Origin of the sequence: Anaerophilus nitritigenes (assembly GCF_004138215.1) — a bacterium.
Taxonomy (GTDB): Bacteria; Bacillota; Clostridia; order Peptostreptococcales; family Thermotaleaceae; genus Anaerophilus; species Anaerophilus nitritogenes.
The window spans coordinates 1-23,580 of sequence record NZ_RYYS01000012.1 but is presented as its reverse complement, the minus strand read 5'-3'; the positions used below and the strand labels follow the sequence as shown (position 1 = coordinate 23,580).

23 protein-coding genes are annotated in these 23,580 nt (G+C 28.8%); 9 read left to right on the top strand and 14 right to left on the bottom strand.

The window, feature by feature from the left end:
• Positions 1-7: 7 nt before the first annotated feature.
• On the bottom strand, positions 8-1,438 hold the full coding sequence (ccpM, locus tag EK368_RS01295; protein ID WP_129595926.1) for a Cys-rich peptide radical SAM maturase CcpM: 1,431 nt from the start codon (positions 1,436-1,438) through the stop codon (positions 8-10).
• Positions 1,439-2,010: 572 nt separating this feature from the next.
• Here ccpM and EK368_RS01290 point away from each other — a divergent pair.
• Entirely contained in the window at positions 2,011-2,658 is a 648-nt protein-coding gene (locus EK368_RS01290) for a TetR/AcrR family transcriptional regulator (RefSeq protein WP_129595925.1), read from the top strand.
• Positions 2,659-2,824: 166 nt separating this feature from the next.
• The gene (locus EK368_RS01285; RefSeq protein ID WP_129595924.1) at positions 2,825-4,054 is read left to right on the top strand and encodes an MFS transporter; all 1,230 of its coding nucleotides are present in this window, start codon (positions 2,825-2,827) and stop codon (positions 4,052-4,054) included.
• A gap of 233 nt (positions 4,055-4,287) precedes the next feature.
• On the opposite strand, the gene EK368_RS01280 is transcribed toward EK368_RS01285, so the two are convergent.
• The 3 genes from EK368_RS01280 to EK368_RS14740 form a co-directional block, all read right to left on the bottom strand.
• Entirely contained in the window at positions 4,288-4,929 is a 642-nt protein-coding gene (locus EK368_RS01280; protein WP_129595923.1) for an ABC transporter ATP-binding protein, read from the bottom strand.
• A 113-nt stretch (positions 4,930-5,042) separates the two neighbouring features.
• Positions 5,043-5,870, bottom strand: coding sequence for a hypothetical protein (locus tag EK368_RS01275; RefSeq protein ID WP_129595922.1), 828 nt, complete (start codon positions 5,868-5,870; stop codon positions 5,043-5,045).
• Positions 5,871-6,686: 816 nt separating this feature from the next.
• The gene (locus EK368_RS14740) at positions 6,687-6,839 is read right to left on the bottom strand and encodes a hypothetical protein (protein WP_165000278.1); all 153 of its coding nucleotides are present in this window, start codon (positions 6,837-6,839) and stop codon (positions 6,687-6,689) included.
• 620 nt (positions 6,840-7,459) lie between these two features.
• Here EK368_RS14740 and EK368_RS01270 point away from each other — a divergent pair.
• From EK368_RS01270 to EK368_RS01255, 4 genes are all read left to right on the top strand, one after another.
• A complete protein-coding gene (locus EK368_RS01270; RefSeq protein WP_129595921.1) occupies positions 7,460-7,951 on the top strand; it encodes a hypothetical protein in 492 nt (163 codons plus the stop codon).
• A 443-nt stretch (positions 7,952-8,394) separates the two neighbouring features.
• On the top strand, positions 8,395-9,186 hold the full coding sequence (locus tag EK368_RS01265) for an alpha/beta hydrolase (RefSeq protein WP_129595920.1): 792 nt from the start codon (positions 8,395-8,397) through the stop codon (positions 9,184-9,186).
• Positions 9,187-9,538: 352 nt separating this feature from the next.
• Positions 9,539-10,090 carry an RNA polymerase sigma factor gene (locus EK368_RS01260; RefSeq protein WP_129595919.1) on the top strand — a complete coding sequence of 184 codons (552 nt, stop codon included), beginning with the start codon at positions 9,539-9,541 and terminating at the stop codon, positions 10,088-10,090.
• Between the two features lie 14 nt (positions 10,091-10,104).
• Positions 10,105-10,920 carry a hypothetical protein gene (locus tag EK368_RS01255; protein ID WP_129595918.1) on the top strand — a complete coding sequence of 272 codons (816 nt, stop codon included), beginning with the start codon at positions 10,105-10,107 and terminating at the stop codon, positions 10,918-10,920.
• 171 nt (positions 10,921-11,091) lie between these two features.
• Here EK368_RS01255 and helD read toward each other — a convergent pair whose 3' ends face one another.
• From helD to EK368_RS01245, 3 genes are all read right to left on the bottom strand, one after another.
• Entirely contained in the window at positions 11,092-13,404 is a 2,313-nt protein-coding gene (gene helD, locus EK368_RS01250) for an RNA polymerase recycling motor HelD (protein ID WP_129595917.1), read from the bottom strand.
• 13 nt (positions 13,405-13,417) lie between these two features.
• Complete coding sequence (locus EK368_RS14735; protein WP_165000277.1) at positions 13,418-13,588, bottom strand: hypothetical protein; 171 nt, start codon at positions 13,586-13,588, stop codon at positions 13,418-13,420.
• Between the two features lie 66 nt (positions 13,589-13,654).
• Positions 13,655-13,855 carry a helix-turn-helix domain-containing protein gene (locus EK368_RS01245; RefSeq protein WP_129595916.1) on the bottom strand — a complete coding sequence of 67 codons (201 nt, stop codon included), beginning with the start codon at positions 13,853-13,855 and terminating at the stop codon, positions 13,655-13,657.
• A gap of 220 nt (positions 13,856-14,075) precedes the next feature.
• On the opposite strand from EK368_RS01245, the gene EK368_RS15140 reads away from it, so the two are divergent.
• On the top strand, positions 14,076-14,390 hold the full coding sequence (locus EK368_RS15140) for a hypothetical protein (RefSeq protein ID WP_243109328.1): 315 nt from the start codon (positions 14,076-14,078) through the stop codon (positions 14,388-14,390).
• 136 nt (positions 14,391-14,526) lie between these two features.
• On the opposite strand, the gene EK368_RS01235 is transcribed toward EK368_RS15140, so the two are convergent.
• The 6 genes from EK368_RS01235 to EK368_RS01210 all read right to left on the bottom strand — a co-directional run bounded on the left by EK368_RS01235 (position 14,527) and on the right by EK368_RS01210 (position 18,854).
• Positions 14,527-14,730 carry a DUF4177 domain-containing protein gene (locus EK368_RS01235; protein ID WP_129595915.1) on the bottom strand — a complete coding sequence of 68 codons (204 nt, stop codon included), beginning with the start codon at positions 14,728-14,730 and terminating at the stop codon, positions 14,527-14,529.
• 58 nt (positions 14,731-14,788) lie between these two features.
• A complete protein-coding gene (gene arsB / locus EK368_RS01230) occupies positions 14,789-15,859 on the bottom strand; it encodes an ACR3 family arsenite efflux transporter (protein ID WP_129595914.1) in 1,071 nt (356 codons plus the stop codon).
• Between the two features lie 75 nt (positions 15,860-15,934).
• Complete coding sequence (locus EK368_RS01225) at positions 15,935-16,348, bottom strand: arsenate reductase ArsC (protein WP_129595913.1); 414 nt, start codon at positions 16,346-16,348, stop codon at positions 15,935-15,937.
• 30 nt (positions 16,349-16,378) lie between these two features.
• Positions 16,379-18,124 carry an arsenical pump-driving ATPase gene (gene arsA, locus EK368_RS01220; RefSeq protein WP_129595912.1) on the bottom strand — a complete coding sequence of 582 codons (1,746 nt, stop codon included), beginning with the start codon at positions 18,122-18,124 and terminating at the stop codon, positions 16,379-16,381.
• A 20-nt stretch (positions 18,125-18,144) separates the two neighbouring features.
• Positions 18,145-18,516 carry an arsenite efflux transporter metallochaperone ArsD gene (arsD, locus tag EK368_RS01215; protein ID WP_129595911.1) on the bottom strand — a complete coding sequence of 124 codons (372 nt, stop codon included), beginning with the start codon at positions 18,514-18,516 and terminating at the stop codon, positions 18,145-18,147.
• Positions 18,517-18,530: 14 nt separating this feature from the next.
• Positions 18,531-18,854: an ArsR/SmtB family transcription factor gene (locus EK368_RS01210; protein WP_129595910.1), complete on the bottom strand. Its 324-nt coding sequence runs from the start codon at positions 18,852-18,854 to the stop codon at positions 18,531-18,533.
• Positions 18,855-19,462: 608 nt separating this feature from the next.
• Here EK368_RS01210 and EK368_RS01205 point away from each other — a divergent pair.
• On the top strand, positions 19,463-20,671 hold the full coding sequence (locus tag EK368_RS01205; RefSeq protein ID WP_165000276.1) for a YARHG domain-containing protein: 1,209 nt from the start codon (positions 19,463-19,465) through the stop codon (positions 20,669-20,671).
• Between the two features lie 754 nt (positions 20,672-21,425).
• On the opposite strand, the gene EK368_RS01200 is transcribed toward EK368_RS01205, so the two are convergent.
• Positions 21,426-21,977 carry a GNAT family N-acetyltransferase gene (locus EK368_RS01200; RefSeq protein WP_129595908.1) on the bottom strand — a complete coding sequence of 184 codons (552 nt, stop codon included), beginning with the start codon at positions 21,975-21,977 and terminating at the stop codon, positions 21,426-21,428.
• 419 nt (positions 21,978-22,396) lie between these two features.
• On the opposite strand from EK368_RS01200, the gene EK368_RS01195 reads away from it, so the two are divergent.
• A complete protein-coding gene (locus EK368_RS01195; RefSeq protein ID WP_129595907.1) occupies positions 22,397-23,344 on the top strand; it encodes a copper amine oxidase N-terminal domain-containing protein in 948 nt (315 codons plus the stop codon).
• Positions 23,345-23,580: the final 236 nt, after the last annotated feature.

Genomic DNA, 23,580 nt, shown 5'->3' with positions numbered 1-23,580 from the left:
CTCTAAATTAGATTTGAATTATTTCATGTTCTAAATCATAATTTAATTCCTTTAATATGCACAAAGTTTTCATTTTTTCTTCTAAATCACTACGGACTAAACTACATCTAGTTTTATTGTGTAAGCTATTTTTTTTATCAACATTATCAACATATAAAACGCAAATACTACAAAGTGAATAAGCCCAACAATTCTTACAAACATCTTGATTTATACATTCCACATTAAGCATTGAAGTGACTCGTTTTATATCTATTCCTGAAAAAAGGTCACCGATTTTATTTTCAACTCTAGTTTCTGAAACTTTTTCACATGGATAAAAGCCCCCATCTACAGTCATAAATAATCTTTTTTCGGAAGGCATACAGGGTCCTCCATGATGCCATTCATCTGGTAATTCCTCTCTTGTGTCTTTTACCATCTTTCTTTTAAAATTTACTAAACTCTCAAAAACGCTCTCCATTGCTCCAGATATTTTATAATTCTCAAGCCACCCAATTTTCGATAGAAGCGTCAAGAACTGTAGATATCCTTCTTCTATAATATAATCCTCCCCCATCTTTTTTTCAGCTTGAGTATATATACCACCATCAATTGAACATGTTATAAGGTTGTCTTTTGTTAAACAGTTATTTTTAAAAAATTGTTCTATCTCTAACACTCCATTTTGTGTTGTAAGCACAGCATTAAACTTTACATTTTTTTTATAATAATCAGGGTACTTCTTCTTTATCTTCTTCAAATTTTCCATTATTTTATCAAAGCTACCTTTATCCGAATATGCAAAATGTCTACTAAGATTATGGATATGAGAAGGACCATCTAAACTTATTGTAACTATGAAATTATTCTTATAAAAAAAATCAATTACTTCATCATTAATTAATGTCCCATTCGTTGTAATAGAATAATCTACTTTCTTTCCTTCTGTAGCTATTGTTGTATATTCTACGCATTGTTTGATTAATTCAAACTCTAATAATGGTTCTCCTCCATAAAAGCCTAGGTATAAATAGTTACAATCACTGGAATGTTTAACTAAAAAATCAATTCCTTTTTTTGCTATTTCGATATTCATTTTGCTCTCATTATGTGCACGATTATTATGACCTCCTGAATATACACAATATTCGCAACGCAAATTACAATTTTGTGTTACTTGTAACACTAGATAGTTTATTTTAGTATCAGTGAAATATTGAGCATACTTTGTTTGAGGATTTTTTGTACATTCTACTCTTTTTTTCTTGAGATAACCGTTAACTTTTAACTTTTCAATATACTTTTCCCCTATAGTAATATCTGCATCATTCAAATCTTCATTTCTTAAATATTTATAAACCGTCTCAGGAATATTAAGAATTTTATTCATATTTACATCATAGAAATACTTTTCTAAAGGAGTTTCAAATAAGTGGATAAAGTAATTATCGTTCATACCAATTCCTCCGTGATTTATTTTTGGATTTAAATATATTTAACTTAAAAATTTCATTAATTGAAATTGTAGATTCATAAGCTTTTTAGATATTATTTTTAATATGTCTTATAGCTTAGTTGTAAATTTATAGTAATAATTTAAATTATACATTATTTTCTAAAAATTTCAATATTTTTGATTTTTTAAAAATAAAAACCATTATTATTAATAAATTATATTTTTAAAGCATTCCTATAATCTTTTTCATATTTTGAATCTTAGGAGCTTCCTAACGTTTTTTGCTTTCTAAGTAAATGGCTTTGATCTGTATTTTTAATTTTTGACATTCTAATTGTCTATTTGAAGGTGCTCTAAACAGAGCCTTATAGTAAGGCTAATAGGCTAAGGGATAGGCTAAGGGACAGGTATACTGATTTTTTAAAAGTAATGTAGGATAAAAATGAACCTTTTTGATAAAAAACTCCACTTTATATATGGTGCACCAAATGAAAGGAGTTACAACACATTGACAAACAGACCGTTGGTATGATAATATACATACCAACGGTCTGTTTAAGGAGGTGTATTAAATGGCAAGAAATAAATATCCTGAGTTAACAGTAGAGAGGATTTTAGATGCTGCAACAGAGTTATTTTTTGAAAAAGGTTATGAAAACACAACCATACAAGATATTATTGATGCTCTTGATGGTTTAAGTAAAGGCGCTATTTATCATCATTTCAAATCAAAAGAAGAAATTATCATTGCAGTTACAGAAAGAATGAATAGGCAGATGGATGATCAACTTTTTGAGATTAAAAACCAAAGAGGACTTACCGGATTAGAAAAGCTGCGTAAATTTTTGATTTTAGCCATTGAAAATCCCAAGCAACAAGAATTTGCAAAAGCTATGCCCAACTTATTAAAAAATCCAAAGTTTTTAGCTTTGCAATTGAAAAGCAGCATTTATGATATAGCGGTAAAGGTTATTGAGCCTTTAATCAGAGAAGGCATAGAGGATGGAACTATTAAAACTGATTATCCAAAAGAACTTTCTCAAACTATTATTCTGCTTATAAATATATGGCTGAACCCTTTTGTGTTTTATTGCACGGAAGAGGAACTAAACAGGAAATACCTTTTTTTACAATCTTTAATGGAAGGTATAAATGTCCCTATTTTTGGCGATGAAAACCTTGCTCATTTGAAGCAACTGCGTAATTTTAGTAAAGAGTAATACCATAAAATAAATTGCCGAAAACGGCGTTTTATTTTACACATTAACATACCAAACGACGGTATAATAATTAGGAGAATTTTATGGAACAGCAATTTGTAATAAAGACAAGTAAGTTAAGTAAAAAATTTTTTAAAAGTAAATAAAATGGAGGTATTATAATATCGTGCATAACAAGTTATTTCATAAAGATTTTACATTGGTAGTCATAGGACAAATGATCTCCCTGCTTGGCAACGGGATTGTCCGCTTTGCACTGCCGTTATACCTTTTAAGTCAAACAGGTTCCACATCATTGTTTGGTATTGTAATGGCCATTTCCTTTCTTCCTATGATTGTTTTAATGCCCATAGGGGGTATTATTGCAGATAGAGTAAATAAGCGAAATATCATGGTAACACTTGATTTTTTAACTGCAGTTTTAATGGTACTGTTATATTTATTAATGGATAAAGTTGACTTAGTTTTTTTGGTTATTATCACCTTAATGCTTCTTTGTGGTATCCAGGGTGCGTATCAGCCTACAGTACAAGCAAGTATTCCCCTTTTACATGGTAAAGAGCATTTATTATCTGCAAATGCAATGATTAACCAAGTTAGTGCTTTTTCCAGCTTGGTAGCTCCAATTTTGGGAGGTATGCTGTTTGGACTTTGGAGAATGACTCCAATTATAATTGTAAGTGGCAGTTGTTTCTTTTTATCTGCTATTATGGAAATTTTTATTTATATTCCTTATTCCAAAAGTCAAATAAACCAAAATATCTTTCATATTGTAAAAATGGACTTTTTAGATAGCTTGGCATTTATGAGAAAAGAGAAACCCGTTATATTAAAAAGTATGGGTATTATATGTGCATTTAATTTGTTTTTAAGTTCAATGATTATTGTAGCTATACCTGTTTTCATTACACAAACGCTCCAGCTATCAGAGCTGTTATATGGTTTTTCACAAGGAGTATTGGCAGCTGGAGGGCTTGTAGGAGGTATAGTAGTGGGGGTATTTGCAAAAAAGCTAAACATTAAAAAACTTCATCTGCTCTTACTGACCTCTTCTATATTGCTTGTACCTATTGCGGGGGCCTTGTGGATTGGATTGCCCCCTTTGATAAGTTATTGGGTTATTAGCATAAGTTGCTTTTTTCTCATGAGTGTTGCAACACTGGTGACTGTGCAGATGCTTACCTTCATTCAAGAAGAAACGCCCATACACTTAAGAGGCAAGGTTATATCTTGCGTGATGACATTGTCAATGTGTGCTCAGCCACTTGGTCAAGCAATATATGGTTTTTTGTTCGATGCTTTTTGGATCGTTCCCCATTGGATTGTGCTTTTGACAGCATTGGCTTCAAGTAGTATCGCTTTATCATCAAAAAAAATATTTGAAAATTTAGGTTGATGACCAAAAGGATAGGTACTTTGATTCTTCCTTCTCTTAATCCTAAATTGTTAAACTCCTTAATTCCTAACTTCTAAAGAATTTTAATTCTTAAATTTTTTAGAAGTTTTATTTAAGTCTTCTAAAATTCCTTTATTTGAATAAAACCCAAGATCCTTATTATGTTGATATATAAAATACAGACTAGACTATAGAAACTAGGCAGGTAGTACCCCAAATAATATAAATTGGATCTACATAAACGTAGAAGATATTATTTCTCCATTTTTAATTTCAAATACCTCATTACACAAAAGAGTAATATCTTCTTTATTATGAGAGGTTAATAAAATTATTTTACCTTCTTCTTTCATTTTCATAAGAATCGACCGTACTATTTCTATACCTGTTTTATCAAGAGCATTAAAAGGTTCATCTAAAATAAGTAGTTCTGGATCTTCCATTATTGCTTGAGCAATTCCTAAGCGTTGTTTCATACCTAATGAATATTGTTTTACTGGTTTTGATGCATGTTCTTCTAGATGAAGTAATTTTAATATATTAAAAATTTGTTCATCTTCTATCTTATTTTTAATTTTAGATAACACTTTTAAATTTTCATATCCTGATAGATAATCTAAAAAAGCTGGTTTTTCAATTATCACTCCCATACTTTCAGGGAAAGATATATCTTTATGTAGTTTTTTTTCGTTGATAAAAATATCCCCATTGGTAGGAATAATTAATCCAGCAATTGCTTTAAATAACATGGTTTTACCAGAACCATTAATTCCAACAAACCCATATATATTATTTTTATCTAGTGATAAATTTATATTATTTAAAACATATTCATTTTTATATTTTTTACTCAAATTTTTTATTTCAATATACATTCACTCACCCCAAATCTATTCTATTTATTTCTTTTTGAATTAATCTATAGAGTATACAAGTAACTAAAAATGGGACAATAATTAATAATAACTTACTAATTCTAAGTTGTATTTCATAAAAGATCTTTCTCCCTTTTATAGCCTATATAAAATATAACCAATGTAATTATATACCAAGTCGATATTGCATATATAACATGAGTATTCGTTATAGGTATTGTCAAAGCAAATCTAGTTATAGGTTGAATGATATGTAATAAATCATAATGGAAATCTATACAATATATATAAATTGATGACATTATATATATTATAAAAGGTACTGCAATAACCATAAACTTATTTTTATATTTAATAAGTAAAGTTAATGAAAATGCTAACACAGAAAACATACCCCCTATTAAGGCGTTTATAATTATATAAACGAATTGATATAAGTATGCATTAGCATAAAATATATTTTCAAATGCTGATCCATTATCTGGAGGAATAACATTGTCACCCAAAACAAATGAATGTTGATAAGTTAATAACACTATCCCATAATTCAAAATCAAAATATAAAATATAGTGAAAAATCCTACAATATAATTAATAGTAAATTTTGATAATAAATAGCTCCACCTATTGCCACGGACAATTAAATTTATATGAAAATTATTCTTTTTTTCTATATAGTATTGTGTTGAAAATGCAAAAGATGCAATTATTGGCATAATAAAAAAGTATAAGTTTTTTAGAAAACCATCACTATTCTCTAAAAACAAATAATTAAATGCACTGGCTTTAAATTCCATAAATTCAAAGTGTATTGCTGATGAATGAGATATCATTATATCTATAAGTATCAAAGTAGTTAAAACACCATAATATATCTTGATACTTTTTCTCTTAAACAATTGATTTAAATCGTGTTTAAAATACATAGTAAAAGCATTCATTACACGCCTCTCCTTAATCATTACTTTAGTAAAGTATATATCAAGAGAGATTAGCTCTCAAACTTTCTCTCTTGATATCGTATTATCGTATGCGAAAATGATTAAATATTTATTTTAGTAAGCTGACCAGTCTCCTTTTGCATCTACTGTAACAGATGTGCTTACTGGATTTTGAACATTTAATTCAATTTTACTACCCTTTTTTCTTTGCATGTTCTCTTTAATATAAAAGTCACCACCTTCACTTACTTTTGTATATCAGTATATATTTCGCATATAAGTACATAATACCATGAAAATTTTAAAAAAATGTATAAATTTGTAATATGTGTATTTTTTTAAAAACTTAAAACAAATATTTTTAACAAAGAATCAAATAGAGAATCAAAGGGATAGGTGCCTTGATTCTCTTGATATATTTTTGTATATAAATTTTTTTAACATAGCTTCTATTTCTCCTTTAAAGCCATATTTTTGTAAATATTCAATTAAGGCTCTTTTCATAATTTCTATTTGAGGTATACTTTTTTTTACTAAATTATGGTAAAATCATAGGGAATGATTCTTTCCTGGGATTCTTTAATAAAAGGGTGATGATGTTTATGAAAAAAGATAAAGTAAAACATTATAGATTATTTATGACACTCATCTCAACAGAAATATTGTCTATTATAGTACTAAAGTTAACTTTAAAAGTTAGAAAAATAACATGATTTTCATGGTGGTATTTTTTATATTTGGAGCATAACTAAGTATGATTTTACATGAGAAGATTTTAATAAAAATTCTTTATAAATAATGGGGGTAATAAAAGTGTTAAAAATAAGAGCAATCTAGATTATATTCCTCTGAGTTTATTTTAAATATACCTTCCATTTTATCATTTAAAATATCTAGTTGTGGTATATTTTTAATTTTTAGAACTCCCTCTTTAGTTTCATTATCTTCTAATATATTATTCAAATTCAACCAATAACTCTGCATTTGATTATAATTGTATATATTTTTATCAACTAAAGCAGTTCTCTTTTTTATGAAATAATTGTTACATATATCACAAAAATTAATAAGCAAATACTTGTAAAAATATCTTTTTTATTTGTTGATGTTTTATAAGTATAATAGCAATCCAATGATATATATAATAATAACAATATTAAAAAAAGCTGTCGGAAAAGTACATAGTATTTTAATGTACTAGCTTGAATGAATAAATCATCTACGTATCTAATTGTTTTTAATATACACATAAATAATATGAAAAAAAATATAAATAGTCTATTACTTAATTTTTTATTTAAAATATTATTTTCAAAGATTTTTTTCAATACATCATTTTGTTTCAAAATCCTTCCCTCCCCTAACTATTAGTTTTAAATAACATCTTTATTTTAACATTATATGGTAAAAATTCATATGGTTATACATTTCTATTTCAGTTTCAACTATTCTTTAAATAACGCCAAAACGATTCCAACAAAATTTACTAAAAATATTATAATGCTATAATAAATTTAGATAATTTGTCAGTCAAACTAATGGGGAATTTGACTATGAAAAATCCCTTTAGAAAAGGAAGGTGATTCATTTTGAAAAGAATATTAGTATTTGTAGCCGTTGCAATATTGGTGGGACTTTTATATCATAAATTGTATCCAGTGAATAAAGCTGAGGAACAAGTCCAAAGGCCTCAAATTCAGAGTGAAAATTTGGAAGGCCATAAAATCAGCACATCGCCTAGTGGTAACAAGGAGATAATTTGTACTTCTAACAATCAACTAGTATTAATGACACGAGATGATAGCAAAGTATTCTTAAAAGATATCTACGAAAATTTTGCACCATTGTCTACTGATCCGTACTCAATATATAATCTTGAAGACTATCTTATTCAATGGTCAGAAAATGAAAAGTATATTTTTATAAAAGATAGTATTTATGATATAGATAAGGATAATCTAATATGTATAAAAGATAATATTATTTTCTCATGGGTAGGAAATAAAGGTTTCCATGTACCAGATGATGTAGGACTACCTCCATGTATCATTATTCCAGATCTATTTGCTATATCTGCATGATCTCCATTTCCATATGGTTGCATATTTACTCTTTTATATGGACAATAGGAAGATTCAGGATAACCTTTACCAGTGATACTTCCTCTATAAGTACCTGTAGGGGTATCTCCGTAACCGTTTTTTATCCACCACTTTGTATGATCATAATCATAAGGATATAACTTTCAATTGCCTTGCTTTTTATAATACATATAAGGGGATAGGGGCTTAAATAAAAATTCTAAAGAATTTAAAAATTTAAGGATTAAGAGAAGGAAGAATCAAGGTACCAGTCCTCGTGATTTCCTTCCCATGATTCCCTTTCTATTTTGAGAAACATTTGAAATTGAGGACCATATAATGCTAAAATGGGAAAGTATTATTTACACGTTCAACGAATAATTAAAGATGATACTATAAACATAACAATTTAAGTTCAAGATTTTAAATGAGGTGGTATAAAAATGAATAAATCAAAAGTAGAAACAGTAAATTTTTATAGTAATATACTTGGTAAAGAAATGTTAATGTTAGTGTATTTACCTGAATGTTATAATAGTTTAGCTCCTCTACCTGTATTATATTTCCTACATGGAAGAAGTGGGAGTGAAAATATAATGTTTCAAATAGATATAAACACTAAAGCTGATGGAATGATAAAAAATGGAAAAATGAAGCCTATGATCATTGTATGTCCAAGAATTGAAAACAGTAGGGGGTTGAATTCATCCTTAATTTGTAAAGAGGTATTTGACCCTGGAGATAATAACAGAATCATAAATTTAGGAATGTATGAAGATTACTTTATAAAAGAAATAGTACCTTTAACAGATAGAACTTTTAATACTATAAAAGATAGAAAAGGACGATATATAGGAGGGATATCTGGTGGGGGTTATACAGCTCTTCATAATGCATTTCGACACCAGCATATGTTTTCAAAAGTAGGAGGGCATATGCCTGCTTTAGAATTAAAACTTGAAGATGAAGATAAGCCATATTATAAAGACATGAGTGTATGGGAAAAGTATGATCCAATATATATTGCAAGAAACAATAATATCTCTTCGGATATTGATGTCTATCTTGATGCTGGAGACAAGGATGAAGGTAGATTTTATGAAGGCTGTTCAACTTTACATAAAATACTGAAAGTAAAAGGAATAAATTCTCAGAATTATATATTTACTGGTAATCATAGTGCTAAATATATACAATCAAATATTGAAAAATATCTAAAATTTTATGGATGTTAATATATGACGGACAAGTCTTGTGTAATTTATACGGCATATAAACCATTCTCTATAGAGCAATTGGTACAGTTCTTATATTACGTAGAAATATATAAAATCTCAATGAAATACAATATGAAGTCGATTATATATAAGCTCCTAGAGTTGATCTGGGAGCTTTGCTAATACATAAATTATTTATTTGAATTGTAAGACAATTCATGTTAAAAGTATATGCTATGAGTGAAAATTACTAAACTTTAGTTTACAAATACGATTTTAAAAAGTAAAAAAATTTTAGATAAAAATGAACCTTTTAGATAAAAAACTCCACTTTATATATGGTGCACCAAATGAAAGGAGTTACAACACAATGGTTGATATGAACTTAATTATTCGTTGCAAAACGGGTGACATGTCCGCATTTGAAGAACTATACGAAACCTACTCCACCAAAGCTCTCCGAACTGCCCTTTCAATTGTAAACAGGTATGATTTGGCAGAAGATATTCTTCAGGAAACTTTTTGTGAGTGTTTTCGTGATATAAAAAAGCTTCGTGCTCCCGAGGCCTTCACGGTTTGGTTTTACAAGATATTAGTCAGAAATAGCTGGAGGATGTTGTACAATGAAAAAAAATTCTCTCATAAACAGTTAAAAACCTGCGAAAGTATCATGAAAGATCCTCATGACTATTTTAAAGATATTGGAAGTAATGACCTTGTCAATGCAATCAATAGGCTGAGTTTACCTATGAAAACTACAGTAATACTTTATTACTACAATGACCTGCCCATCAAGGAGATCGCTAAAATTATGGGTTGCTTTCAGGGAACAGTAAAATCAAGGCTTTTCAACAGTAGAAAAATACTGGCAAAAGAGTTGAAGAAGCAGTCCACGGAATTTTCAGGAAGAGAATATATTTAAAAGGGGTGTGGGGTTTGAAGAATGATGAAAAGTTAAATTCAGAAATTAAGAAAGTTTTATTCAAAAGGGTAGAAGATATTCAGCCCAAAACTGGAGATTTTCATTTGATTAAAGAAAGATTATCAAGGAAGGAAGGAAATAAAGAGATGATGAAACGATATTATGATAAAATTTGTTATAAAATGAGACGACCCATTGCGTCCGTCTGCTGTGCTGCTTTGATGTTAGCATTGTTATGTACTTTTAATCCCTCAGTCAGAGCTTGGGCACAGGAAAGCATCCAAAAAATTTATGTTGTCGTCAAAGGAGAAGATGGTACGTATCAAACCAAGCAGACTGAAGCTAAAATAGAACAAGGACCAAAGATTAAGGTATTAGAGGATAAAGATATAGGCTTTAAGTATAAGGCTCCAAATACTATTGGGAAGAATTATACTTCAGATGAAGTAATCTCTGGTGATGCGTCAGGAAATTCTCATTCACTGTTTTACCGTAACGGTGATAGTGCATTTGTTCTTAACATGACCAATGAAGATTGGCTTATGTATTGTGCCAAAGCAAGTAAAGACAACAATAAAGAACTCAATATGGAGGGTATTACAGTGTATTATTTTGAAGAAGGTCGTGGAGACTATCCTATGATACAGGATTCTAATGGTAATTGGACACAGGATTTTACTCAGCCTCCAACTAAGATCAAAACGGTGCATAAATTTACATGGGAATACGAAGGAATAACTTATGAATTAAGTGATTTAGGGAATACCATTTCTAATGATGTTATGGAACAGGCAGTAGAAGATATTATCAAATATCAAATGGGAAAATAAAAATTTCTTAGGATTATAACACATTAAAAAAATTGTTTTAAGCCCTAAATAAGCTCTTACAACATACAATATAAAAGCTGTTTCATAGTAAAGCTCCTAAGAATTTAGGAGCTTTACTATTACTTGAAGAATCAAGGTACCTGTCCCTGTGATTCTCCTGCTGTTTTCATCTTATTTTATATCATAAAGTTTTTCATCCATTTTCTCTAAAAGAGGCATAGTATTCTTTACATGAAATATATACAACCTATGCATAGGTCTAGTCATAGCCACATACAAAAGCTTTATATCTAACTCTTGGTCAAGATATTTCTCTTCAAGATTTAAAATGAATACCACATCAAATTCTAACCCCTTAGCTAAGTAGGAAGGGACAATTACAACACCTGCTTCATAACTCTCTTCTTCTCCATTTAGTAAATGGGCTTGAATTTTTTTATTTTTATCTAAATATTTCTTTACTTTTAGACACTCATCCATTGTTTTACATAGTAATGCAATAGATTTAAAGTCTTCCTTTTGTAAACTCTGTACCTGTTTTTCTAATTGCTCAATAAGCTTAGGAGATGAATCAAAAGATTTTACTTGAGGTTTGTTACCATGACGAATAACAGGTTGTGCTAATACTATATTAGGATTTTCATATTGCTTGATGATTTCATTGGCTAAGTTCATAATCTCAATAGTTGTTCTATAGCTTTGCTCTAAAGTCATATAATTGCTTTTTCCTTTAGTAAAGATTTGTTCTAATACTTCATTCCAATTGTCTATAGCTCTATAGGAATGGATTCCTTGAGACAAATCTCCTAATAATGTAAACATTTCTGTATTGAGTATCTTTCGCAAAGCATAAAATTGAAATAAACTAAAATCTTGCGCTTCATCTATGACCACATTATTAATGGTTATATTTTTTTCAAATCCAAATATTCTATGTTTTAGATATGCAAGGGGTGCTAGATCTTCTACCTCAATTTTTTTATGACCTAACAATTCTTTAGAATAATTGCAAAGATATTGAATTTTTTCTTTTTCTATCTTGTGATTTAAGTATTTTTCGAAGCTTTTTTCTTTCGTTATAATCTCTTGATAATAATAAAGCAAATCTTTTTTTGGAAATTTGTTCATATATTTTTTGACTAAGTTTTTGATGTCATTTTTCATACATTGAAGCTTTTCATCTCTTTCATCTATTAAAGCTACAATCTTTAATCGTCTTTCTTCAGATGGTTCTACATTCTCTCTCATATACTCAATTTGTTGATTATAATTATTTTCTATTTCTTCTAATAAATGAGGCTTTTCATACTTTAATTTATTAGATAAACTTTTTTTCACTTCAGCCATTCTCTTATATAAAGGTAGATGTTTGTATCCTTTGAATAATGCCTTAATTTTCTTTGCTGTAAAAAAGATATGGTTTTCTAGCTGAAAATTCTCTTTAGGTGTGAAGTCTTCCTCTAAATCCTCTACATAAGCATCAATTAAATCTTTAAAAGTCAAAGAACCTTTAAAAGATGCTGCCCACTGTATAAGTTCATTTTTTGTAGAACTTTTATCATCATTTTTTGTATGAATGAGTGTTATTAATTTTTCATCTGTATTGATTAACTTATGCTTAATTCCTATGATTTCTTTCATAAAATCAATAAAGGTTGTTTGCTTTACTTGCTCAACACCTAATTCTGGTAATACTTCTGAAATATAATTGATAAACAACTTATTAGGTGCAATAATCATAAAATTATCAGGATCAAAAGTTTCTTCATAGGTATAAATAAAGTATGCAATTCTGTGTAAAGCAATAGTTGTCTTTCCGCTTCCTGCTACTCCTTGAACAACTAAAGGTTTGTCCATATCTGCTCGGATCACTCGATTTTGCTCCCCTTGAATGGTAGAAGCAATATCTTTTAATTTTTTTTCTGCATGGGCATCCAAAGAAGCTTGTAAAAATGTATCTGTAGTTGTAATGTCAATATCTAATATATTTTCTAAATTTCCATTCTCAATAGAAAACTGTCTTTTTAAAAGCATTTCTCCCTCTTGTATGTCTGTTTCCGTTTGATAAGAAACTTCCCCTAAACGCCCTTCATAATATACATTGGCAATAGGAGATCTCCAATCTACTATAAGTGGAATATTATCCTCCGCTGTAGATAAAGACATTTTTCCAATATAAACTTTATCTAGTTTTTCACTATTTTTTTGCTTAAAATCAATTCGAGCAAAATAAGGTTTTTTTGTGGCTCTTATAAGATGATCATAGTTTTTTTCTGCTATCTCCATAAATTTTGTATTTACCAATATACTAATATAACTCTGGCTACTATCAAGATAGTCTAAGTTTACCATGGCATCATGGATATTCTCCTTGTAGAGAGTTTTATATTCTTCTGTAGCATCAATAGTTCTCTTTATATAATCAATAGTATAATCTAATCTTTCTTTTTCTTCTGTATACGCTGGATGATTCTTTACTGACATAAATTCACTCCTCTTAAAAACATACACCACTTTGATACTTGCAAAACAATAGATTGTAGATATTAAGCTTTAATCTGATTTCTTTTAGTTTGTTAATAGTTTCTTTTGTAACAGATTTATTTTCCCAAAGCTGACAAGTATATTTTACCCACATTTCAAGTAATTCGTCTATTGATATATTCACTATTTTTCCTCCCAGTTTATGATTTTTATGTGCTTATCATAATAGGACCCCTCAATAATCTCTATGTTATAATCTTTCTCCACGCTTTTGTTTTTCTATAAATTCTGCTAGATCACTTCTTTTTACTCTCCAATGTCGTCCAATTTTAAACCCTGGTATTTTTCCCTCTTGTACAAACTTATAAGTAGTTACTTCACTGATTTTTAAATAATCAGCAACTTCGCTTACAGTCATAATCTCATCCTCTTGATGATAGTTATTTTTCATTTCATATCTTCCCTTCTTCAAATTGAATTAGCGAATCAATTATTTTTATTCGTCTTAAATCCTCCCTTATTAATATTTACTAAATTTATTATATATAAATTGTTATTTTAAAACAAGGTGATTTATAAATGGCGTTGATTCTTTATTGTTAATTTGTTATAATTTCAATACAATATAATTAATTATAAATAATTATATTAAAAATAGAAAGGATGATGAAATGAAATATACAGGAGAACGAATAATTCCTAAATTAATGAATCCTAAAAATGGACTTCTTATTGAACATACAGCTAGATATGAATTTGCCCTTCTTTCTTGGATAAGACTTCATGAATCTTTTAAAAAAAATAGAAATAATATAAAAGAACTACAAAGTGATTTAGACAAACTTGTCCAATATCTTTTGACCCAACATATAAAGGAGTTAGAAATTATATACAAATCTTCTGATTATTATACATTGCAATTTCTTAAAGAAGGACAAACCTGTATAAAGCAGTTTAAAACTGAAGAAGTAGAACTTCATATTTAAGGTAAATTTTACAAATCCTTTTTCATATTTATTATTTAAATTTTAGATACACACTGAATTTATAGAAGGAAGGTACAATTCCTGATTTGTATGAATACTATCTTTTAGTTTTCAAGTTATAGATATACTGAAGGGTCTATTCTCTACCAATTTCTCTTTTAAATACTACTGAACCATCCTCTGATTTTGGAATCCATCCTACTCCCACATGAGGTTTCTTCAAAATACCTATAAGTTCCCATCCTTCTTCTCCATAGTTATTCAGTTCATTTTGCAAATTAGAATGATCACCTATATTTTGCATAGAATTGATTTCGACAACTTTATATTCCCATTTCATATATCTTAATCTCTCCTTTCCTTAATTTTAATAAAGATATAATCAATAAATTCATCCATTATTTTTCTATTGTTTCAGTTGGAAACCACCCTCTTGTATTATTAGCTATTTTAACGAGAGTTAGCATGATAGGTACTTCAGTTAAAACACCCACTACAGTAGCAAGAGCTGCTCCTGACTTTAATCCAAACAATGATATAGCAACTGCAACAGCTAATTCGAAGAAATTACTTGCCCCAATCATACCTGCTGGCGAAGCAACATTATGAGGTAGTTTCCATAATTTAGCCCATCCATAAGCAATACTAAATATTAAAAATGTTTGGATTGTAAGTGGTACTGCAATCAGTAAAATATGAAGTGGGTTATTGATGATAATCTCTCCTTGGAATGAGAAAATAATAACTAAAGTTAAAAGCAATCCTATAATCGTTATATTATTGAATTTTTTTAAAAACACATCATTAAAATAATCTATCCCTTTATTTTTTATAACAGATTTTCTCGTTACATATCCAGCTGTAAGAGGAATAACAACAAATAATATAGTTGATAAAATTAATGTTTCATAAGGAACAGTAACATTACTAATTCCTAATAAAAAGACTACAATAGGTGTAAAGGCTATTAGTATAATCAAATCATTTACTGCTACTTGAACTAACGTATAAGCTGGATCTCCTTTAGTAAGATAACTCCATACAAATACCATGGCCGTACACGGTGCTGCTCCTAATAATACTGCACCAGCTAAATACTCCGTAGCAAGAGAATCTGGAATAAACGATTGAAACACAACTTTTAAGAAAAATGCAGCTATGAAATACATTGTAAATGGTTTTATCAACCAGTTGGTAACACATGTAACTACTAATCCTTTAGGCTTTTTCGTCACCCCAACTATACTACTAAAATCAATCTTTAACATCATTGGATATATCATAAGCCAAATTAAAATAGCAACTGGTATAGATACATTATAGTATTCAAATTGATTTAAAGTTTCAGGTATCTGAGGAATAAATTGACCAATAAGTATTCCTACTACAATACAAAGTGCTACCCATATAGTAAGATATCTCTCAAATACCCCAAGACCTTTCTTTTCTTTTTTATTTTCTAAAGACATGCCTACCCCTCCTTAAGGACTATTGATTCTTCTCTCATGATTCTAAATAATTTGTGAAGGTTAGTAGTCTGTATTTTAACTTAGATCAATTTTATTCGTCTTAATTCTATTTGCCAGGTCTTTAACCTTTTCTTCAATAATTTTTGCTACTTTAATAAATTCTTCATCGCTTTTACCAGTAGGATCTTCTAATCCCCAATCTTCTGTATGTTTTGCTGGTAAAAACGGACAAATTACATTGCATCCCATTTTTACTACAATATCAACTTCTGGGATAGTATCAAGTAATTTAGACCTGTGTGATTGATTCATATCAATATCATACAAATCTTTCATAATCCTTACTGCATCTTGATTGATTTGTGATTTGGTTTCTGTCCCTGCAGAATAGGAAACAAACACATCTGATGCAAATAGTTTGCCTAATGCTTCTGCCATTTGAGATCTACAAGAATTGTGAACACATATAAATGCTACTTTGGGCTTCATCCTATCACACTCCTTCCAATAAAATTTTTTCTAGTTTATCAAATCAGCAAGTCTTTTACCCTTCACTTCTTCAGGTATCCACTCTATAAGTGCAAAGTATCCTTTAGATATTTCATTTACTTTATTAATCCACTGTACTTCATTACTTGCTTTTGCTTTTAAAATAGTATTGGTTGTATTTGCTGCATAAAAGCTTGAATTGATGACCCACCATTTACTATGAATGTCTGCCCTGTTCAAATCTTTTTGTAATCTTATGGCTTCATAAACTGGAGTCGTTTCAGCTAATGTTACAATAATGACTTCTGTTTCATCTTCATTTCTAAGCTTAGGTAAAAGCTTCTTAATTGATTCTGGAATATCTCCTTGAGAACGCTGAATTTCTTTATGATAACTTTGAGTAGAATCTAAAAGCAATAGTGTATGTCCTGTTGGTGCTGTATCAATAACTACAACTTCATTTTCTGACTTTTCAACTATTTCTGCAAAGGCTCTAAACACTGCTATTTCTTGAGTACAAGGGGATCTTAAGTCTTCTTCAACATAAGCAATATCATCTTGGGTCATTGTTTTTCTTGCTTTACTTAACACCTCTTCTTTATATTTTTGAAGCTCTTCTTTTTCATCTATATGACTTAAAGTGATTCCAGAACTTTCGTCTAATACAAATTTCAAATGGGCTGCTGGATCAGTAGTTGTCAAATGCACTTTCTTTCCCTTTTTGGCTAATCCTATAGCAATTGCAGCAGCTATTGTAGTTTTACCTACACCACCTTTACCCATTGTAAATATTACTTTTTTATCATTGTGATATAAATCTTGTATTATATTGTTTAATTTAGGTATATCATTAGTATTTAGTGTTTGGTGATCATATTTGATATTGTTATCTTTTAAGAATGCTCTTACATTTTCTAAACCTGTTACATTATAAGGTCTTAGTGGAATTTCAAAAATATCTAATTTAGTTAGATGTTTTGGAATATCCTTTAGGGCATTTTGTTGTTTCTTAAAAATTGCATTTGAAAGACTATCGTTATGATCATGCAACACTCCATTAATAACTAATATTTGATTATTTATTCCTATATCTTGAAGCTCTATAAATGCCCTTTCTGCTTCTTTCAAAGGAGATATTTCAGGACGAGATACAAGTATAAGTGTAGTTTTTTCTTTATCAGCTAAAGCACTTACTGCATTTTTATAGATTTCTTTTTTACTTTCAAGTCCTGAAAGCTGTCCTAAACATGATGCTCCATGAGTGCTTTCACTAATAAAGTTGCTCCACGCTGATGGAAGTTGAAGCATTCGTAGCGTATGTCCTGTCGGTGCCGTGTCAAATATAATATGATCATACTCTTTTGCAGCTTTTTGATCTGTTATAAAGGTTGAAAATTCATTAAATGCAGCAATCTCTACAGTACATGAACCTGAAAGCTGTTCCTCCATATTTTTCAAAACTACTTCTGGCAATTTGCCTCGATAAGGAGCGATTACACTTTCTCTATATTCAGCAGCAGCTTTTTCTGGTTCGAAGTTTGCCACTACTAAATTTGGAACTTCTTTTATAGCAACTCCTTTATTGTTTAATTCTGTATTAAAAACATCTTGAAGGTTTGAAGCTGGATCTGTGCTAATAAGCATAATTTTTTTACCCTCATCCGCTAAAGTTACAGCTACAGCACAAGCTGTTGAAGTCTTTCCAACTCCACCTTTTCCAGTAAAGAACAAATATTTTGTTAAGTTTATATCTTCCAAAGTAAATTCTTTAAACATTTATACCCCTCTTTTCTATTTTAACAACATTCACCTCTACATCCACAGTCTTTAGATGGTTTTTTCATAGTAGCTTTCAAATAATCTTCTGATACATCCAATAGCTTGCAAAATTCTTTATTAGTTGGATATTCCTTTGTTTTTACCACACTGCCATCAACCATTGTAACTGGAAGTACATCTACTCCCTCTTCATTTAATATTTTATTTATTTCCTTGTTATCAACAAATATTTGTGGGTTACTAGTTAGGTTATACCTCTCAACGAATACTCCATTATTTTTTAAATTGTTTATTATTGTAGAAATTCTTAATAATTCAGAATCTACAGATGGTCCACAAACTCCTGTTGAGCAACACATAGCTGGATCAAAAATGATCATTTTTTTCATATTCATTCACTCCTTTATTTACATTCACTTTTATATTTATCTTTACAAATACATTCATCTGTATCTGTTATAAGATTCATAAGAAATAAAATAAGTTTGTTGCAATTTGAATTATTGAGTGAATAATAACTCCATAATCCATCTTTTCTAGATTTTACAAGCCCACATTCCATTAAAACCTTCATATGATGTGAAAGTGTCGGTTGAGTAAATTCAAAATGTTCTAATATGTCACAGGCACACTTTTCTCCACAGGACAATATATCCATTATTTTCAATCTGTTTCCATCTGATAGTGCTTTGATAATTTTTGCATTATCATCATATTTTAATCCCACTTAGCCACCTCCTATATAGATATGTATCTATATATAATATATCTAATTTCCTAGAAATATTCAACTACTCCTAGGCTCAATAGCATTTTAATTAACCTTTATATATATGTATATCTATATATACCTATATTATTCAAGAGAAATAGTAAATGTGAACGTGAAAATAAAACGACTAAATATAGTATTCCCTTTTTCCCTCAACTTATATACAACAGTAAGTCCACTAAGAAAGATAAACTTTTATTTGCTAAGTATGGATAAGTCGGAAATTTTGGCGAGACCCCTACTTGAAGAAATCAAAGTACCTGCCCCCTGTGATTTACCTAAAAAATGTAAAAAATAAATGCTTCACCTGAAAATACACAAACAATGATTATGATAAATGGTTCATACAAACCAGAGATCTTAATGCTAAGAATTTAAACTTTCTAGTCATATTTAACCCCTAAAATTTCAAATAAAATAAAGGAATTTTCATTCTTATATAGAAAAGAATAAAGGAATTTAAGAAGTTAAGAAGTTAAAAATTTTGGAAGTGAAGAACTTAAAGTAAAAAGAAGCATCAAAGATAATAGAAAGATTATGAATATGTAATGGGGGTGTTTATAATGAAAAAATTGTTATTTATTTTTGTCTGCATAGTAGTTATAATTACTGGTTGCAACACAAATAAGGAAAGCATAGAAACGAAGGATGAAAATACTAAAAACAAAACGATAGATAAAGTAAACAGTGTAAAAGAATCTGGCAATAGTGATATGGAAGTAAAAGAAGAAAAAATTCATGAACAAACTAATATAGAATATACAAAAGACTATATTTTCCCCAAAAGTGATACAGTAAAGTTAACTTTCCAAGATATATATGATATTGACTTTGAAAATCTTGACGTAGCTAAAAATGAAATATATGCCAGAAAGGGTTATATATTTCAATCAAAGAAGTTTTCAAACTATTTTAGTAAAAAAGAATGGTATCATCCAAACGAAAACTTTACTACAAAAGAATTAACCCCTATAGAAATGTATAATATAAACTTGCTATCTTATTTTGAAAATTTGGAGGATATGTATGAAGAAGTAAGAAATAAAACAAATGGTTCTAAATTAAAGCAGAAGATAGACATATATGATAGGAATAAAGAAATATATGTAGATCTTAATGGGGATGGAGTAAAAGAAAAAATATCATATAAAATTAATATGAAAGATTCTTACTGTAGTGGAGGTACTCTTTTTATTGATGATCAAAAAATACAGTTAGACGGGTATAGCTTTTTAAATTCCTTTGCCATAGTTGATATCAATGTAAAAGATCATATTAAGGAAATTGTTATTAGTGATGAAGGGCCAAGTAGTGATTACACGTCTCAATTTTTCTATTATGATGGGAATAAAATCCATAAAATGGGTGAAGTGGGAGGACTATATGATTATGGTATACAGATAAATGGTCTTGGGAAATTTAGTGCCATGTCAAGAGCGGATATATTACAAACTTGGTTTTTTGATAGATTATATAAATTAGATTCTAATCATAAGATCGTTGAAATTAAGCAAGATGTGTTTAATACGAATTCTTTTGTTTTTGTAAAAAAACCACTTAAAGTATATGTAAGTCCAGATACTCAATCAAATTCCTTTATCCTCAAGGAAGCAACAGTAGTCAATATAGTGGGTACGGATAATAAAGAATGGTGCTTAGTGGAGACAAAGAAAGGTAAGAGGGGATGGTTTTCTGTTGATGATGATGAAAAAATAAAAGGCACAAATTTACGTACTACAGAATTTTTTATTGGATTATGCTTTGCTGATTAAAAGAAATCAAAGAATCAAGGTATCTGTATCCTTGATTCTCTATTTCTATAATTTAAATTGTTAAAAAATGTAACTTAATTATGGTATAATAGGGGTGAAAATTAATTATCATTGTTACATATATAAAAATTCAATACAGAGCAAATATGGGTTACAGGAATTTTGTTTTTAAAACAATATATCTAGCCTGAGTTCATACGATTTCTAATAATTGATAATACTGTAATTCTATTGTAAATAATTTTTAAATAAAATAAGATAACTTAATATAACTATTTACAATATAATTAATAAAAAGTGGGTGAATATATGAACAATATGTTAAATAAAGATAAATTCATAAATTTTTACAATAAAAGAATTAAATTATTTAATACAATATTCTCAATTATATTCATATTAAAATGTAGTTATAGAGGTAGATTCGCTTGGTTATTTAGCATTTCTGTTATTTTTTTACTCTTATTAAATTTCATATATTTTAATATTCAAAAGAGATTATTAGAAAGTATTCTATTTGGAAGTTTACTAGTTGGGTTATTAATATTTTATATTGTTTTTTATTCTAAATTCTTCTGTCCTAATTTCTGATATATATTTTATTATCTATATTATTAAACGTATTTTATAAAATTTAAATTAACTTTGTGTATGACTTACATTTATCACAACAATATCAAAAACTCTGTCGAAATAGTTGAATTTAAATTGTCTCCTTGATTCCCTCACCTTTGATTTATTCCCTTATTAAATATTACATTGCTTTATTTTGATTGTTATGTAGTCTGTAATAATAAAATGGTTTCTCTTCAGTTTCACCAGAATTAAGTATCATTCTTGTTTCAATCTTTACAAATCCACATTTTTCAACAACCCTTTGAGAAGAGAAATTATCTAACTCAACTATTGCAATTAGATAATCAATATTTAAAATATTAAAAGCCCATTGTGTCATGGCTTTTGCTGCTTCGCTTATATATCCGCTATTGCTATATTTTTCTGAAATAAAGTAGGCAATTTCAATTTCATTATCCATCTCTTCCTTATTTCCTATCCCAATCATTCCAATTATTCTTCTGTTTGTTTTGAGGGTAACTGCAAGCATTATTCTTGCAGTCGCTCTTGTTGCTAAAGAATATTGTTTTTCAACCCAACCTATCCAATCTTTTCTTGTATCTACAGAACATTCCCAGTCAGGCATCCATTTTAGGATATATGCTTCGTTGCAGATTTTATGTAACTCTATTGTATCATTTACTGAAAATTGTCTTAATATTAGTCTTTCTGTTTCTATACAAATACTCATTTTTACACCTCTTTTTTAATTTACTAATTACAAATAAACTTCGTCTTATTAGACAATTGCACATTATTATTTTATCATATAGGGGGAAGCACGAGATGTATAAATATATTAATATTTACCATATAATACTAAAATGAGAAAAATGAATCAAAAAGGAATCAAAAAGAACAAATCAAAGGGACAGATACTTTGATTTTATCTATCTTATTTTTATTTTAAAGTTCTTTACTTCTTAAATTCTTTGGAAGTTTTATTTTAACCTTCTTAACTTCCTATATTTTTTCTTGTTCATACACTTACTCTTAATAGCTAAATGCCATAACTGTATAGCTTCCATAAACCTAGTGTACAATTTTTATTAGAAATGTTATGATGCATAATATGGAAATTATATATAATTCAGAAATGAGGAATGTTATATGAAAAATATAAATGCAAAAAAATTAGTAGGATTTGTTGGGGGGATTTGTTTAATCTTTTCTTTATCAAGTCATACTACCTTTGCAAAGGTAGTTGAAGGAAATCCAGTTTTTATAAGTGATTCAGTTTATAGCACTGATGGGTTGGAGGATAGCCTGATTTATCACTTTGCAGAACAAGAAGCAATTAAAATCAATGATGACAGACCTTTGCTGATGGTAAAGGGTACTTTTCTAGCTGCACATACAATGACTCAAAATAATCGTGTATTCATCCCATTAAGAGTTGTTGCTGAAGGATTAGATGCAAAAGTAGACTGGAATCCAGACAATCAAACCATTACAATCACAAAAGATAACATTCATTTATTACTTACTATCAATAAGAAAGAAATAAAAGTAAATGATGAGATACATCAATTGGAAGCATTCCCTATTCTTATAAACAATACAACTTATGTGCCATTGAGATTTGTTGCAGAATATTTAGGTTATGAAGTAGGTTATGAAGTAGGCAGTTTTCAAAAAAAACAAGCTTCTGTATTTCACAATTCAGTAGTATGGATAGATACTAAAAAAAATCAAGGATCCCATGAACAAGGTTTGAAGGAAACTAAAAATCTATTGTTCCATTTACTAGAAATAGGAGAAAAAGAAAAAGCTGGATTAGAAAACAGTCCATTTAATAATCAGATAGATTATTTCCTTGGAATGATACCAAGGATTAAAGAAGATATTGAAAATATTCATTATACATACTCAATAGGAAGATATGATGTATTTCAATGTCAGTCTAAAAGTGATCCATCTTCTTATAACCTTCCTATTATTTTTGATACTTCTTCAGGAAAAATATATGCTGTATCTTATGTATATCCAACTTATTCTGTTTACGAGATTCAAAAAGATGATATTGAGTTTTTCTTAAAATATTATGTATTTGGATAAAAAATTAAACTAATGCTGGCTCTCTCATGTCAATACATAAATTTTAAACATAAAATCAAGGGAAATCAAGGGGGGAAATCAAGGGGAAATCAAGGGGACAGGGGGGAAATCAAGGGGACAGGTACCTTGATTCTATCCATCATCTCTTATCTAAGTTTTTATAGTTGCTGTTGAACTGAATCAATAACATATTTAAAAAGGCTTAGTTTAAACTCTCTGGAATTGAACTCTCTTTT

Coding starts and splice junctions, on each gene's coding strand:
- EK368_RS01200 (WP_129595908.1), bottom strand. CDS start 21,977: ATGAGTATTTGTATAGAAACAGAAAGACTAATATTAAGACAATTTTCA.
- helD (WP_129595917.1), bottom strand. CDS start 13,404: ATGTCAGTAAAGAATCATCCAGCGTATACAGAAGAAAAAGAAAGATTA.
- EK368_RS15140 (WP_243109328.1), top strand. CDS start 14,076: ATGAAATATACAGGAGAACGAATAATTCCTAAATTAATGAATCCTAAA.
- arsD (WP_129595911.1), bottom strand. CDS start 18,516: ATGAAAAAAATGATCATTTTTGATCCAGCTATGTGTTGCTCAACAGGA.
- EK368_RS01260 (WP_129595919.1), top strand. CDS start 9,539: ATGGTTGATATGAACTTAATTATTCGTTGCAAAACGGGTGACATGTCC.
- arsB (WP_129595914.1), bottom strand. CDS start 15,859: ATGTCTTTAGAAAATAAAAAAGAAAAGAAAGGTCTTGGGGTATTTGAG.
- EK368_RS01195 (WP_129595907.1), top strand. CDS start 22,397: ATGAAAAATATAAATGCAAAAAAATTAGTAGGATTTGTTGGGGGGATT.
- EK368_RS01245 (WP_129595916.1), bottom strand. CDS start 13,855: ATGAAAAATAACTATCATCAAGAGGATGAGATTATGACTGTAAGCGAA.
- EK368_RS01275 (WP_129595922.1), bottom strand. CDS start 5,870: ATGAATGCTTTTACTATGTATTTTAAACACGATTTAAATCAATTGTTT.
- EK368_RS01235 (WP_129595915.1), bottom strand. CDS start 14,730: ATGAAATGGGAATATAAAGTTGTCGAAATCAATTCTATGCAAAATATA.
- EK368_RS01225 (WP_129595913.1), bottom strand. CDS start 16,348: ATGAAGCCCAAAGTAGCATTTATATGTGTTCACAATTCTTGTAGATCT.
- EK368_RS01280 (WP_129595923.1), bottom strand. CDS start 4,929: ATGTATATTGAAATAAAAAATTTGAGTAAAAAATATAAAAATGAATAT.
- EK368_RS01205 (WP_165000276.1), top strand. CDS start 19,463: ATGAAAAAATTGTTATTTATTTTTGTCTGCATAGTAGTTATAATTACT.
- ccpM (WP_129595926.1), bottom strand. CDS start 1,438: ATGAACGATAATTACTTTATCCACTTATTTGAAACTCCTTTAGAAAAG.
- EK368_RS01290 (WP_129595925.1), top strand. CDS start 2,011: ATGGCAAGAAATAAATATCCTGAGTTAACAGTAGAGAGGATTTTAGAT.
- EK368_RS01265 (WP_129595920.1), top strand. CDS start 8,395: ATGAATAAATCAAAAGTAGAAACAGTAAATTTTTATAGTAATATACTT.
- arsA (WP_129595912.1), bottom strand. CDS start 18,124: ATGTTTAAAGAATTTACTTTGGAAGATATAAACTTAACAAAATATTTG.